At 71.6% G+C, this 13789-nt stretch carries 14 protein-coding genes and 1 pseudogene; 2 read left to right on the top strand and 13 right to left on the bottom strand.

What is annotated here, in order from left to right:
• Window positions 1-3 precede the first annotated feature (3 nt).
• From ACWGKQ_RS08335 to ACWGKQ_RS08275, 13 genes and pseudogenes are all read right to left on the bottom strand, one after another.
• Window positions 4-462 carry a DUF4291 family protein gene (locus ACWGKQ_RS08335; RefSeq protein WP_453291083.1) on the bottom strand — a complete coding sequence of 153 codons (459 nt, stop codon included), beginning with the start codon at window positions 460-462 and terminating at the stop codon, window positions 4-6.
• Window positions 401-964, bottom strand: coding sequence for a hypothetical protein (locus tag ACWGKQ_RS08330; protein ID WP_453291082.1), 564 nt, complete (start codon window positions 962-964; stop codon window positions 401-403). The genes ACWGKQ_RS08335 and ACWGKQ_RS08330 overlap by 62 nt, the downstream gene beginning before the upstream one ends.
• A 359-nt stretch (window positions 965-1323) precedes the next feature.
• Window positions 1324-1483: pseudogene (locus tag ACWGKQ_RS08325) on the bottom strand (RHS repeat-associated core domain-containing protein); the annotation flags it as partial.
• A 190-nt stretch (window positions 1484-1673) separates the two neighbouring features.
• A complete protein-coding gene (locus tag ACWGKQ_RS08320; RefSeq protein ID WP_453291081.1) occupies window positions 1674-2816 on the bottom strand; it encodes a hypothetical protein in 1143 nt (380 codons plus the stop codon).
• Window positions 2813-3577: an HAD family hydrolase gene (locus ACWGKQ_RS08315; protein ID WP_453291080.1), complete on the bottom strand. Its 765-nt coding sequence runs from the start codon at window positions 3575-3577 to the stop codon at window positions 2813-2815. The genes ACWGKQ_RS08320 and ACWGKQ_RS08315 overlap by 4 nt, the downstream gene beginning before the upstream one ends.
• Complete coding sequence (locus tag ACWGKQ_RS08310) at window positions 3574-4923, bottom strand: MFS transporter (RefSeq protein ID WP_453291079.1); 1350 nt, start codon at window positions 4921-4923, stop codon at window positions 3574-3576. Before ACWGKQ_RS08310 ends, ACWGKQ_RS08315 begins: the two co-directional genes overlap by 4 nt.
• Complete coding sequence (locus ACWGKQ_RS08305; protein ID WP_453291078.1) at window positions 4920-5546, bottom strand: histidine phosphatase family protein; 627 nt, start codon at window positions 5544-5546, stop codon at window positions 4920-4922. Before ACWGKQ_RS08305 ends, ACWGKQ_RS08310 begins: the two co-directional genes overlap by 4 nt.
• A gap of 31 nt (window positions 5547-5577) precedes the next feature.
• The gene (locus ACWGKQ_RS08300) at window positions 5578-6621 is read right to left on the bottom strand and encodes a GHMP family kinase ATP-binding protein (protein WP_453291077.1); all 1044 of its coding nucleotides are present in this window, start codon (window positions 6619-6621) and stop codon (window positions 5578-5580) included.
• A gap of 50 nt (window positions 6622-6671) precedes the next feature.
• Window positions 6672-7226, bottom strand: coding sequence for a D-glycero-alpha-D-manno-heptose-1,7-bisphosphate 7-phosphatase (locus ACWGKQ_RS08295; protein WP_453291076.1), 555 nt, complete (start codon window positions 7224-7226; stop codon window positions 6672-6674).
• A 95-nt stretch (window positions 7227-7321) separates the two neighbouring features.
• Window positions 7322-8215 carry a DUF4931 domain-containing protein gene (locus ACWGKQ_RS08290; RefSeq protein ID WP_453291075.1) on the bottom strand — a complete coding sequence of 298 codons (894 nt, stop codon included), beginning with the start codon at window positions 8213-8215 and terminating at the stop codon, window positions 7322-7324.
• On the bottom strand, window positions 8212-9297 hold the full coding sequence (locus ACWGKQ_RS08285) for a Gfo/Idh/MocA family protein (RefSeq protein ID WP_453291074.1): 1086 nt from the start codon (window positions 9295-9297) through the stop codon (window positions 8212-8214). Before ACWGKQ_RS08285 ends, ACWGKQ_RS08290 begins: the two co-directional genes overlap by 4 nt.
• Entirely contained in the window at window positions 9294-10460 is a 1167-nt protein-coding gene (locus tag ACWGKQ_RS08280; RefSeq protein ID WP_453291073.1) for a DegT/DnrJ/EryC1/StrS family aminotransferase, read from the bottom strand. Before ACWGKQ_RS08280 ends, ACWGKQ_RS08285 begins: the two co-directional genes overlap by 4 nt.
• A gap of 60 nt (window positions 10461-10520) precedes the next feature.
• Entirely contained in the window at window positions 10521-11381 is an 861-nt protein-coding gene (locus ACWGKQ_RS08275; protein WP_453291072.1) for a hypothetical protein, read from the bottom strand.
• 216 nt (window positions 11382-11597) lie between these two features.
• Between ACWGKQ_RS08275 and ACWGKQ_RS08270 the strand changes: the two genes are divergently transcribed.
• Together ACWGKQ_RS08270 and ACWGKQ_RS08265 are read left to right on the top strand one after the other, a co-directional pair.
• Entirely contained in the window at window positions 11598-12398 is an 801-nt protein-coding gene (locus ACWGKQ_RS08270; protein ID WP_453291071.1) for an aminoglycoside phosphotransferase family protein, read from the top strand.
• Between the two features lie 84 nt (window positions 12399-12482).
• Window positions 12483-13691: a galactosyltransferase-related protein gene (locus ACWGKQ_RS08265; protein WP_453291070.1), complete on the top strand. Its 1209-nt coding sequence runs from the start codon at window positions 12483-12485 to the stop codon at window positions 13689-13691.
• Window positions 13692-13789 lie beyond the last annotated feature (98 nt).

Raw genomic sequence — 13789 nt, 5'->3', positions numbered from 1 at the left:
CGGTCATCCGGACGCGATGACCGGGCCCACCTCTGTCGCGAGCCGGGGCCGGGCTTCCGGCTGAGGCAGAGGTCTCCACACGACGCGGTGGCCATACCGGACGGTGTCCATCTGTTCGGCGCCGAGGACCGGTCGATCCGGACCTCCGCTCGCCACTGAGCCCGGTCCTCGTGCACACCAAGGCTGGAAGTGGCCGAGGGCCACGTGTGCCAACGCCCGTTCGAACCCGGCCCGGTCCATGTCGATCCGCAGAATTCTTTCCTGGTTCGGCTTCCGGGCCCAGCCGGAGCGATACATCATCCACAGGAACGATGGTTTGATCCACGTCATGCGTTCGCGCTCGAATGGCGCTACGAACGTCCCAGCACGCAACGCCGGTTCCGCCCCTGTTCTGCCTCCGTCACCGACCGCGCACCTCGGACGCCCACGTACCCGCCTTGTGGACTTCCGGTCCCTCGACATGTGTGGCACCGGCCGTGTACAGCAGCCACAGCAGCTCAAGGGAGCCGAAGAAGGATTCCCCCCAGCTGTCGACCCAGACGCGGAGCCGCGACGGCCCCACCCCGACGATGTCCCAGAACTCCCAGCCGCGAGAATCCTCGTCCGGATCGAACCGATAGATCCAGTCCTGCAAGGACCAAGGCCCTTCACCGCTACGGTCCATGTACGCGGTGCGGCCGTGTCGGGCGAATTCCTGTGGCGGCACCTCGCCGTCCCGGACGGAGACAGTCTTGAACCAGTCAGGGAACTCGTCCGCCGGCTGATCTTCATCGTCGAACTCCGCCGTGCAGGCCAGGTGGAGGGCGGCGGACAGGACGCGACGTACGCGTAGCGCGTACGCCTCGGGGGTCCCCTCGAATACATCGACGGTGAAAGCGGCCAGAACCGGCGGAGCCGACTCGATCGCGGGACGCTGCCGAACACGGTCCAGTTCGGCAGCGACACTCTCCTCGCTGTGGATCATCGCACGATCCTATCCTTCCTGTTCGACGCGTCCGGAGCCCTTGATGAAGTTGTCGCGGAGTTCGTCGAGGAGCTTGGTCGGGATTCCGTAGAGGTCCTTCCCCTTGGTCGGATCGGAGATTTCCGGGTACTCCTGGAGCAGGCCTTTCCATTCCGTGCGGGTGAAGGACCTTGACCAGGTAATCTTCGGAGATCTCGAAGGAGACGAATCTGGCCGCCGTCGTCCCGGTATTCCAACGTGTGCTTGTTATTGCCGCTCATGTTCAGATAGAGCTTGCCTTTACCGGTGATCGTCACCTCGCCGTTCTCACCGATGTGAATCCGCTGGCTCAGTGGGTGGTCGGTCTGTTTGCGGGAGACCGAGATCAGGTCCTCGCCGCACTCTTCGAGACCGAGTGGATCGGTCCTGGTGTACGGGTTGTGGACGTAGGTGTTGGGGTTGGGGGCGGGGGTGAGACCGAGGGGGTCAGGGGGTGAGGTAGCGGGCGGTTTCGGGGTCGTAGTGGCGGAAGTAGTTGTACGCGCTGACAACCGGTCGAAGTACGTGTACTCGAAGCGGGAGACGGCGCCCGTGACGTCGGTGCGGCGGTGCGGTTTCCCCTGGCGTCGCATGTCCACGACTCGGCGAGCGCCCACCAGCAGCGACGCGGCCGGACCCGCCGATTGACCGGAAGCCGGAGCGTGGACCGCCGAACCGCTCGCGCTCCACGTCAGGCCAGCGGCAGGCCCAGCTCACGATGCCAGCGGCGGGCCAGGGCAAGACAGGCGCCCGCTCCGGCGAAGAGCCCCGGCTGGTCGAGGTAACGGCTCACCTGCTCGTCGCTGAACGGCATCCCAGGGCGGTCGCCGTGGGCGCCGAAGAGCAGGGTTCCCTCCTCGTTCTCGGCGACGAGCCCGGGGAACACACGGTTGAAGACCTCTACCGGCCAGACGCACACGGTGAGGATCTCCGGCTTCCAGGTGAGCGGGTCGAGCCCCAGGCCCAGAACGCTCAACCGGGCCGCGCCACTGCGGATGGCCTCGCCGACGGCCGGATAGGAGGCGCTGTGGGCCGGGTCCAGCTGGTCATGCAGGTTGGAGTCCTCGGCGCCGAGCAACTCCTCGACGTACTCCCGCACCACGCAGTCGACCAGGTCGAGGTCCTCCCCCGCCCCGGCCCGCGGGGCCGAGCGGGGCTGGAACTCCCCGGCGGGAACGACATGGTAGGCGTTCTGAACGCCCGCCGTACCGATGGCCGACCTGTGGTGCATGAGGAACCGGGTGCTGGAGCCGTCCACGATCAGGGTCAGCGTGTCGACGCCGGTGGCCGCGCACCGGCGCTCCAGCGCGAAGGGGTCGGCCAAGTGGGTCCGCAGGCGGCCGCCCAGCACGTCCGGGCAGTGCGTGAGGTCACGCAATGCGGCCTCGTAGCCCAGGGATTCGGCGGTGTCCTGGGCGTCGAAGTACCGGGCGGTGCTGAACTCCATCGTCAGGCCGGCCCCCGACGAGGGCTCGGCCCGGAGCAGTCGGTAGACCGGGGAGTCGAACCACAGGGTCGGCGGGTCGTAGCGGGTGACGGCGTCGGCGTAGCTCGGCGCTTTTGGCCGGCCGGAAGCGCCGACGGGCCAGTACGCCTCAGCGGCGGCCAGGGCGCCCCGGGTGCCGCCGGGATCTTCGGCGAGGCTGAGCCTGAGGTCGGACACCGGCAGCGGGCTGCGCGGGATCCAGCCCGCTGCGGCGACGACCGGCAGCAGCGGATCCGTCCCCTGATGGGCCGCCCGGGCCAGCGCCGTCAGGTGGTGGCGGCGTGCTCGCAGGTGCCGGCGGGTACGCACGAAGAGCTCGGCGGAGCGGTCCTTGGCCGGTGTCGTCATGGCCGGACCGCACCGTTGCGTACCGTCAGCTCCTCGACCAGGTCGTGCAGCGAGGCCAGGTGCCGATGCCCCTGCTCGGGGCAGATGCCGTACGGGTCGAAGTGCACGGCTTCCAGCCCTGCCGCCTCGGCGCACTCGACGTCGTTGCGGATGCTGTCGCCGACGTGCAGGATCCGGTCCGCCGGAACTCCCTCCACGGTGCGCATCGCGATCCGGAACAGTTCCGGATCGGGCTTGGCAGTGTTCTCGTTGCCCGAGTCGACGATGGCGTGGACGGGCACCCCGGGACCGGCGCCGACCTGGCACAGCCCGTGGCGGCCCAGCACCTCGGCGGCTTCGCCCTCCGCGTTCGTGACCAGCACGACCGGCAGACCGAGCGCATGCAGCCGGCGGAGCGCGGGTACGGTCTCGTCCGGCCGCCGGGGAACCCAGTCGGCTTCCAGGACGCCGAGCACCTCGTGCAGCAGCGGCTCGATCAGTTGCTCGGGGAGGCCGAGTCGCTCGGCGAAGGCCCGGCCGTGCAGGCGGACCAGGTCCTCCGAATCGTCGGCGCCCATGCCCAGGTCGATACGGCCGGGGCTGAAGACGGCACGGTCGACCGTCTCGTGGGTGCAGCTGAGCCCCACCTCGGCCAGGGCCACGGTGAGGAGGTTCGGGTCCGGGATGAACAACACGCCGCCGACGTCCAGGAAGACCGCCTGGACCGGGGTCGCGGGCGGAAGCGGGGGCCGTACACCGAGCGTGGGGGTGAGTTCGGTCACTGCGGGTTTCCTTCTGCTGGAGTGGAGTGTGGGTGTGCCGGACGTCCGGTCGCCAGGCCGGGCAGCAACCGGGCCGTGACGCCGCTGCCGAGCGCACCCAGCGCGATCAGCAGGCCCATGGCGATCCAGAGCAGATTGGTGGCCCGGGTGAGCACCTGTCCGACCAGGGCGGGGGCGACGGCGACGGCTGCCGCCTGGGCGGTCTGGAAGAACGACAGCGCGCGCCCCTGCACACCCGGCGCCGCAGCGAGCGCCACCACCGAGTTGGCCGCGGGTACGTAGGCCATGGTTGCGAGACCCAGGAGCACGCCGACGCCGACGGCCAGGACCAGGCGGGTCGCGCCGTGCACCCACTGGAGGCTCACCAGTACGCCGATCGTCGCTAGCAGCGCCGCGTGCGAGACGAGCAGGATGTCCCGGCGGCGGAACACGGACAGCCGTTTGGTGGCGTAGCTCTGAAACAGCACCTGGATGACGGTGCTGAGGGTGAACACGCTGACGGCCACGTCGGCCGGCAGGTGGAGTTGGTTCAGGTAGTAGAAGGGGAGGACCACGGTGGGCAGGATCCATGCGCAGGCGGTTCCGGCCTGCGAGGCGATGAACAGGGTCAGCGGCCGGTCCTTGAGCAGTCTCGCCCAACTGCCCGGCGTGGCCGGCGTGCCTGCCGCGGACTCGGTCGCGTTCCGGGACCCGTACGACGGATGAGGCCGCAGCGTCATCATGACCACTGCCGCGGCCACCGAGCTGACCACGTCCACCAGCAGCAGGTATCCGGCGGCATCGATGCCGCCGCCCGCCAGCAGCAGGGTGCCGGCGATGGCCCCCAGCCCCATGCAGGCGTTCTTCACCGTTTCGGTGAACGCGAACCAGGGGTCCATGGTGGCAGGGGTCGCCAGGGAGCTGACCAGCTTCGGCCAGGCCGCCCAGTAGACCCGGTCGGTCGCCATGACCACGAAGACCACGGCGAAGACGGCGGCGGCATGGTGGGCGACGGGGAAGAGCGCGTATCCGGCGGCCACCACGACGTTGTTGACGACCAGCAGGGTGCGGGGCGCGAACCGGTCGGCCAGCCAGCCCGCCGGCAGCCCCAGGAACAGGGCTGCCACCGAGGCCGCGCTGACCATGGCTCCCACGGTCGCGGTGTCCAGGCCCGAGTGCAGGGTGAAGTAGAGGAAGGACAGCGGGAGGAAGGCACCGACGCCGACCGTGTCGATGACCACCGCGGCGAGCAGTCGGCCGTGCCCGCTGACGTCGGGGATACCGAGGGTCTGCTGGATCCGGCCCCATGCGCCGCCGCCGTGGGCGCTGCTGTCCACCGCCGCTGCCGACCGCGAGGTCTCGGTCATCCAGCCGCTCGCAGGTCGTCGGCGCGGGTGCCGGCCCAGGAGACGCACTCGATGCGGTCGCCGTCGACGCTGGCCTCCACCAGTTCGCAGTTGCGGAGCCAGTTGACGATGCCGTGGTTGTTGGGCAGGTTCGCGCAGAGGTACGGCAGGGCGAACTGCAGCACCCCGCCGTGCGAGACGACCAGGGCGGCCTCGTCCCGCTCCGCGATCCGCAGGACGGCGGCGCGGAACCGTTCCAGCACGGCTGCGCCGGTCTCCCCCTCCGGGCCGGCGGGTATGTCCAGCCGCTCGTGCTCGGCCCAGAGCAGGTACACCGACTCCAGCTGGGCGAAGACGGCGTCGTCGAAGCGGCCTTCCAGGGTACCGACCGACAGCTCGCGCAGTTCCGGCAGCACATGCGGCTTCAGCGACCGGGGCCCGGCCACCTCGGCGGCGGTCTCCCGGGCCCGGGTCAACGGGCTGCAGTACACCGCGGCGAGCGGGGCGGCTGCGAGTGCCTGCGACAGGGCACGGCTCTGCTGGAGGCCGGACTCGTTGAGGGAGGGGCCGGGCGGCGCGGTGGACAGTGTGCGCGCAGCGTTGTTCGCGGTCTCGCCGTGACGCGCGAAGAAGAGCTGGGCCATGGTGCTATTCCTTTTCTGCTGAGGGGCAGGGTCAGTGGTCATGCGCTTCGAGCCGTACGCCGCGGCTTCCGTGCTGCTCGGCGGCGAACGGCAGTTCATGGAGCCCGACCGCTGTCAGTTCGGCCCGGAGACGGCCCTCGGCCCCGTCCTTGCTGCTGACGAGCAGGAAGCCGCCGCCGCCGGCTCCGACGACCTTCGCCCCGTCGGCTCCGCTGGCCAGCGCCAGGTCGTGCAGTTCGTCGAGGTGACCGGTGGTCACAGAGGTGGAGAGCTGCCGCTTGTGCTGCCAGTGGAGTTCGAGCAGCGGCCCGATCTCGTCGGCCCGCCCCGCCCGCAGGGCGTCAGCCATCAGCGGTGCCAGCGCACGGATACCGTGCAGCAGTTCCCGGGCCCGGGCGGAGCCCGTCCGGGTCGCGTCGGCCTGGGCCGTCAGCACCTGAGCGGCGTCGCGGCTGAGCCCGGTATGGAACAGCAGCAGCCGGTGCGCGAAGTAGTGGGCAAGTTCCCCGGTCACCGGCATCGAGTTCGCATCCACCGTCCCGTCCCGCCCGATGTGCAGGTGCTGCAGGCCGCCGAGCGCACTGGTGTAGTGGTCCTGCGCGCCCACCGGGCGGCCCAGGTCGCTCATCTCGACGGCGCTCGCCGTCATGGCCAGCCAGCCGGCCGAGGGTTCCCGGCCCTGGCTGGTCTCCAGCGCGTGGAGCAGGGCGACGGTGAAGGCGGCGGAACCGCCTGCCCCGGAGCCGCTGGGCGCATCGCCGAAGCAGCTGACCTGGACGTTGTCGGTGACGCCGCTGCGCAACAGGGCCGCCCGGGCGAACGGATTGCTGATCCCGGCAGCGGTGGGGGCCTGCTCGGGGGTCTCCCAGAAGCCGCGGACAAAACCGTCGAAGCTGAAGGGGTGGACGACGGCGCCCACGTACCGGTCGATGGCCACGGCGACGACCTCCCCGCCGAACTCCGCGGCGTAGCTGGGCAGGTCGGTTCCTCCTCCCGCCAGGGAGATCCGGAGCGGTGCCTTGGCCGCGGCGGTGGCCGGGGCGGGGCGCGGCTGCGCGGCGCCTGGGGTGAACATTGGGCGACTCCTGTGAGTGCGGGGCTGCGTCGGCCTAGTGGGGTGGCGGGTCAGAGGGAACGGACGATGTCGTCGGCGGCGCGGGGGAGGTCGGGCAGGACGGTGACGCGCTCCAGGTCCGCGTCGGGGCGCGCGCGCTGGGTCCGGCCGCGCCCGGTGAGGACCAGATAGGGGCTGACCCCGGCCCGGCGGGCGGCCTGGAGGTCTGTGAGCGCGTCCCCGACCAGGACGGAACGGCCCAGATCCAGGCCGAGGTCCCGAGCTGCCCGGAGCAGCATCCCGGGGGCTGGCTTGCGGCATGGACAGCCCTCGCGTTCGAGGTGCGGGCACAGGTACCAGGCGGGGTCGGGGCGGTGCGGCCGGCGCAGAAGTTCCAGCACGTGCCGTTGGATGTCGACTGCCTGCTCCAGGGTGAGGACTCCCTTGCCGACCGCCTGCTGGTTGGTGACCACGACGACGGCCAGGCCGGCGTCGGCCAGCCGGCCGACTGCCGCCGCTGCGCCGGCCAGCAGCTCGACGTCGTCGCGGCTCCGGACATAGGCGGGACGGTCGGCGTTCAGCACCCCGTCCCGGTCGAGGAAGACCGCCCGGCGGCTTCCCGCCACGGCAGGCGGCGCCTGGAAGGTCGGCCGGCTCTCGCGGCCCGGTGGGCAGTACAGCGGCTCATGAGCGGCCGGGAGGACACGGGCGGCAGGGCCGGTCATCGCGGCGCGCCGACGGAGCGCAGCAGCGTGGCAGCCCGCACCGGGTCCTGTGGGGTGAAGAACATGCCGGTGGCCGCCTCGGCCGCGCCGGGGATCCGGAGCCGGGTCGCCGACCGGGCCAGACCGCTGATGACGACGTTCAGGTGCGCGCGGCCCTGTCCGTGTCCCTGGACCACCCACAGGTGGTAGGGCATGGGGGCGTCGAACAGCGCGTCGAGGCGGACGACGCTGTCGGCGAGCAGCAGCGCCAGGGCCGCACGCTCGGCTGAGTCGAGTTCGTCCAGCGTGGCGACATGCCGCTCCGGGGCGATCCGCAGCGTGAACGGCGCGGGAGGCGCCTCGGGGACCCCGCTGTGCCAGCCGGGGACGGCGCGCACCAGCAGGTCCTGGTCTGCCGGAGCGCAGCCGGGGCAGCCCGCTGCGGGGGCGGGAGGGCGAAGCGGCTCGGGCACCACCGGCAGACCGAAGACCTGGCTGTGCGGATGCGCGACGGTGGCACCGGCCTCGGGACCGCGGTTCTCGAAGACCAGGACGCAGGCAACCTCGGGATGGGCGGCGAGGATCTGCGAGCGCCGGGCCCACAGGTCGATCACCCGTCGGATCTGCCGGGCCGGGAGCGTGCCGAAGTCGCCCTGGTGCCCGGTGTCGTGCACGACGACCTCGCAGTGGCCGCCGGGCAGCGCGGGCCAGCGGTTGGGGAAGGCGTAGGGGGCCACAGCGTGCCCCGGATGCTCGGTGCCGCCGGGGCAGAAGGGGCAGCCCGCGTCGGCACCGGTGTGACCGGTGCGGTCCCCGCGTCCGGAGGCGAGGAAGCCCTGCCGACCGGTCCACGCATCGACCACGTGCGCGGCACCCGGTGCGGCGACTGCCGGGTCGGTCCGGGGCGTCACGTGGGGACCTCCTCGGGGGCGGGTACGCCCTGGTGCTCGCGGGCCAGCGGCACCGCCGCCAAGGCGAGGGTGTCGTGCACGGTCCGCTGGTGGTCTGCCAGGGCGCCGGGATCGTCCAGGCAACGGACCAGGAACTGCAGCGCCTGGAGGTACTTGGCCTGCCCGGCGGGGATGTCCGGGTGCGGGTCGACGGCCGGAACGGTCACGCCGTCGGCGGGCAGAACCACGGGCGGCGTGTGGACGTCCTCGATGTCCAGGGCCACCGACCGCTCGGTGCCGTGGACCTCGAGGGAGGTCACCGGTGTCCGACCCGGGCGGTAGCCGATGTGCATGGTGCCCGCAAGGCCGTCGCTCCAGCTCAACGCAGCCGTCCAGGCGTCGGGCGAGGCCGCGCCGGCCACCGTCTCCGCGTGTTCGTCCGATGCCCCCGCCACCCGGATCGGCAACCGTACGCCGACCGGACGCCACGCGACCCGCTCGGGCGGTCCGAACAGGGCCACCGTGTGTGCGATCCCGTACAGGCCGATGTCGGAGACGACACCGCTGCCCGGCCGCAGGAACCAGCCCCGCCGGGGGTCGAGCGGGCGGCGGGCGGCAGGGCCGCCGAGTGCCACCTCGACATGGACGGTCATCGGCCGCCCCAGCGCCCCGGAGCGGACCAGTTCCTGCAGCGCCCGGGCGGCGGGGCCGAAGGCGGTGGTCGGCGCCGACACCAGCGCCCGGCCGGCTCCGCGGGCCTGGCTGCACAACTGCTCCCAGCTGTGCGCGCCCGGGGCGGCCGGCTTCTCGCTGTACGTGTGCCAGCCCAGCGACAGCAGCTCGCGGTTCGTGGCCAGATGGGCCTGAGCGGGCGTCAGATTGAGGGCCACTCCGTCGACGGGGGCCGCACCCAGCTCGGCCGGGGACGCGGCGGCGCGCGCGGCAGGGAACGCGGCCTGCCCGGCGGCTCGCTGTGCGGGGTCGGCATCGACCACCGCGACCACCTGCAGCGCGTGCTGCGCGGCCAGCGCCGGCCCGTAGAAGGTCTGGGCGACCTTCCCCCAGCCGATCAGCGCGACGGGCCTGGGGGCGGGCGGCGTCATCGGCCGGCCTCCCGTCCGATGGCACGGGTCAGGATCTCGCGGACAGCGCGGGCGACGTCCCGGACAGAGTCCGGCTGCAGGCCCGGGTAGATCGGAAGACCGACATGAGAGCGGCAGAAGTGCTCCGCCACCGGGCACTCCTGGTGCGGGGCAAAGGCGGGCATGGCCGCGCAGGACTCCCCGTGGCCCTGCAGCGGTCCGGCTTGGCGCATCCCGTAGTCGCTCTGCAACGCCTCGGCCACCGCCTCGGCGGCGCCCGGGCCGGGAAGGGTGATCCAGTACTTGTACCAGTTGGCGTCGACACCGGCGGCGGGACTCGGCAGCTCCACTCCCGGCAGGTCGCTCAGGCAACTGCGGTAGAGCTCCGCCCGTTCGGCGCGGATAGCGATGATCTCGTCGAGGCGTGCCATCTGGGTCTCGCCGAGCGCGGCCTGCATCTCCGACATCCGCCAGTTGAAGCCGGGGCGCCGATGCACCCGATCCGGGTCGCGGCCTTGGTCGCGCAGCACCCGCACCGTCTGTACCAGCGCCTCGTCCCGGCTGACGACCATGCCGCCCTCGCCCGCGGTGACCACCTTGCCGGGGAAGAACGAGAAGACTCCCGCGAGCCCGAACGCACCCGCCGGCACCCCCTTCAGACGCACGCCGAGGGCCTGGGCCGAATCCTCGATGCAGATCACTCCGCGTCGGGTGCACAGGTCGACCAGGGCCGGGGTGTCCGGGCTGATGAGCCCGCCCATGTGGCACAGCACGACCATCTTGGTGCGCGGTCCGATCGCCCGGTCGAGCTGCTCCGGTGTGGGAGCGAGGGTGGCCGGGTCGATGTCGACGAACCGGACGTCGGCGCCGCAGTTGACCGCCGCGGAGGCGGTGGCGACGAAGGTGTTGGCCGGCACCACGACCTCGTGCCCCCGCACATCGAGGCTGCGGTACAGCGCCTCGAGGGCGATGGTCGCGTTGGCCACGGCCACCGCGTGGAAGCCGTCGCCCATTCGCGCCGCGGTCGCCGCCTCGAAGGCCTCCACCCAGGGGCCTTTCGTGACGTCGCCGCTGCGGAGCATCTGCTCGTAGCGGCTCAGCAGGGTGGCGATGTCGTCCTCGGGAACGTAGGGCCGGAACCCGGGTATCCCGGCGATCCGGTCCTGGTCGGTGTCGAGGGGCATGGCAGGGTTCCTCCGCTGGAGTTCGGGGTCACGGGGTGCGGGTCGCGACGGTGACAGCCCTCAGGTCCGCCGGTGCGCCTTGAGCAGCGCCCAACTGTTCTCTCCGGTCAGGTCCTCCACCTCCGACTCGGTGAACGCCTGGAGCCGAAGCGTGCGCAGCAGGGGGGTGAGCCCTGCCTGCCGCACGTCCGGCAGCGGGCAGACCTCCTCCGCCTGTGGGGTCGAGGGGAGTTCGGTGTGCCCGGTGACAGCGATCGCCGCACCGCGCCGCACGCTTCGGGCCGCCGCGGCGTCGCGCGCAGCCGATGCCGGCTCGAACGGCAGGCACAGCATCGCGCCGTACCGGGTCGCGGCGGTCAGTACCGCTTCGACGACCGCCTTCCGGGCGGGGAACGGCAGGTCGGCCAGGAACACGCCGTGTCCCACCCGGCGGTGCCGGGTGGCGAGATGCTGCGCGACAGCGGCGAGCCGCTCCGCCGCCAGGCTGGGAGCGGCCGTGTCCGAGGCGGTCAGTTCTATGGCGACACCTGCCTCGTCCAGCGCGTTCAGCAGGTCCCGTACCCGCAGGCCGGCGGCGGCCTCGTCGTCCAGACCCCATGCCGCGACGTCGAGTCGGATGGTGCGCAGGCCGAGTGGGGCCAGCCCGGCCACCCGCGCCCACTCTCCTCGGCCGAGCGGGCGCGGGCCGAGGTAGCCGGAGAACCCGGCGACGGCCTCCAGCCGGCCGTCGGCCGAGGCTGACGCGTAGGCGCCCAGAACCTCCGTGACCCGGTCGAGGGAAGCCGCCGTCAAGGGGACGGCGGGCAACACGGCGTAGCCGCGGACGGCCGCCTCCTCGTCGATCGCCGCCAGGTGCTCGGCACGGATCAGCCGGAAGTCGCGGTCACCGATCCCGTAGACGCGGAACAGGAGAGGTTGCATGGATCTCCTCGATCAGAAGGGGGTGTCCCGTTCATGGGCGGCCGGGCCGCTCGGCCGCTGTGCTCCTGGCCTGGTCCGCGGGCCAGCCTGCCCAAGCGTTTCGATTCCGTGGGCGCCCGGACGAACATCTGTCAGCTTGTTGCCACAGCGTGGACGAACTGTCCATGTGCTGGAGAAGCTGGCAATGCGTTGGTAGTTGAGCAAGGAGTGATTGGTGTGCAAGAGGACCAGACGCAGTCACCCGACTACGAGGTACTGGCCGGCGGCGGCGTGAACGAGGTGGTGCGCATCGGGACCACGGTCCGGCGTCCCACAGGGCCCGCGTCCCCGCTTGTCCACGGCCTGCTGCGGCATTTGCGGGAGAGCGGATTCACGCAGGCGCCGGCACTGCACGAGGTCACCGCCGACGGCTTCGAGATCTTGGACTTCATCCCGGGAGACGTGTGCAACTACCCGGTTTCGGAGGCCGCTGCCACGCCGGAGGCACTGGAGTCCGCCGCAACTCTGCTGCGGGCCTTCCACGACCACACCGTGGACTACGTGGGCAGGGTTCCCGCCCACGGCTGGATGCAGGCCGAGGTCGATCCGGCGGAGGTGATCTGTCACGGCGACTACGCCCCGCACAACGTGGTCCTGCGCGGGACGGAGGCGGTGGGCATCATCGACTTCGACAACGCCCACCCCGGCCCGAGACTGTGGGACGTGGCCCACGGCGTGTACCGCTGGGCTCCCATCACGGCGCCCGGCAACGCCGACGGGTTCGGCACCGCCGAGGAACAGGCGGTACGGACCAGGGTCTTCTGCGACCGCTACGGCCTGGACGCGGACGGTCGTGCCGCACTGGTCGACGCCGTCATCGCCCGGGTCACCGCCATCGTGGACTTCATGAAGTCGCAAGCGGCAGCGGGCAATGCGGCGTTCGCCGGCCACCTTGCCGACGGGCACCACATCCAGTACCTCAACGACGTCGCGTACCTGCGCGACCAGCGGGCGGTGTTCGAAAAGCACCTCGCCTGACGCCGGGCCCCTGGGCACCGTCCAAGGGACGCCACGACTCCCCGGCCTACATCCTTCCCTACCTGTGAGAGATGGAGCCGAGCAGTGACAGGCATCGATGTCGCCTTAGCGCAGTCCGTACCCGAGGCCCTGGCGTTGTTCGCAGCAGCGTCGGTCGACCCCGAAGCACGCATCAGTCCCTCGTTGTGGCGGCGCGTCGGGCCGGTGTTCGACCAGGCCAGGGCGCTGCTCGTCGAGCACCCTGCGGCCGGCCCGTCCGTGGAGGCCGATCTGGCGTTGCTGGCCGCGGAGCCGTCGGCGGACGCCCCCTACGACCGGGTGGTCGCGGAGGCACGGCGGCTGTGCAGCTCGGACGCGGCGCTGGCCGCGGCGGCCCGGGGCCTCGCTGTACGGGTCAGCGAGTTCGCCAGGCTCTTCCCCCGGCGGGGCTCGAACGCCGCCGGTGCCGGGTCGTCCGAGCCGCTGTCCCAGCAGGCGGCCGCGCTGCAGAAGCGGCTGCGGCCGGTCCGCGGTGCCCTTCCGGACCGCGTCGCCATGACCGTCGTGCTGAGCTTCCGGGTGCCCGAGGGAGACCCGTACCGGCTGCGCAACCTGCTGGCGTGCCTGCTGGCCGTCAGCACCCAGACCAGGGCGCGAGGCGACTACCGGGTGGTCGCGGTGGAACAGGACCGCACCCCGCGCCTCAAGGATCTCCTGGCCCCCTATGTGGACTCCTACCGGTTCGCCTACAACCCCGGGGCGTTCAACTACGCCTGGGGCAGGAATGTCGGGGCGAAGGCCCACCCCGGCGACGGCGCGGTCTGCCTGCTGGACGTCGACATGCCGGTCTCACCGGACTTCGTCGCCGCCTGCCTGGAGGCACTGACCGGCTCGGTCGGCGCCGTCCTGCCCTACGACGAGGTGTTCTACCTCGACGAGCGCAGCAGTTCGCTGGCGGCCGGCCGGCTTGCGGAGGAGGGCGACGGCCGGCCCCTGGACCACAGTCTGCTGCGGGGTTACGTCCTCCGGGAGATCCGGGGTGGCGCGGTCGCGGCCACCCAGGAGGTCTACCGACGTGTGGGAGGCCAGGACGAACGTTTCCGGGGCTGGGGCGACGAGGACAACGAGTTCTACTTCCGCCTCCGTGAAACCACAGAGGTACGCAGGCTGCTGGGCACTCTGCCGCACCTGCACCACCCACGCCCCCTGATGCGCGTCGACGGCGGAAAGCGGATCAACCAGGCCGCGCTCGACGCTCCGCGTCCGCTGGGCGGCGCGTTCGGAGACTCGGACCGCTACCGGGCCGAGAGCTGACCTTCCGCACATCCGAGGCGGCACCGCCGCCTGAGTGAGCCAACAAGGTGAAACCGGAGCCAGTGCCAGTGACCCAAGTCAATCCCCCACCCCCCGCA

It is taken from the genome of Streptomyces sp. NPDC054770 (assembly GCF_053611985.1).
Note: the sequence above shows the minus strand (reverse complement) of the source record. Positions and strands in the feature narration are given on the sequence as shown.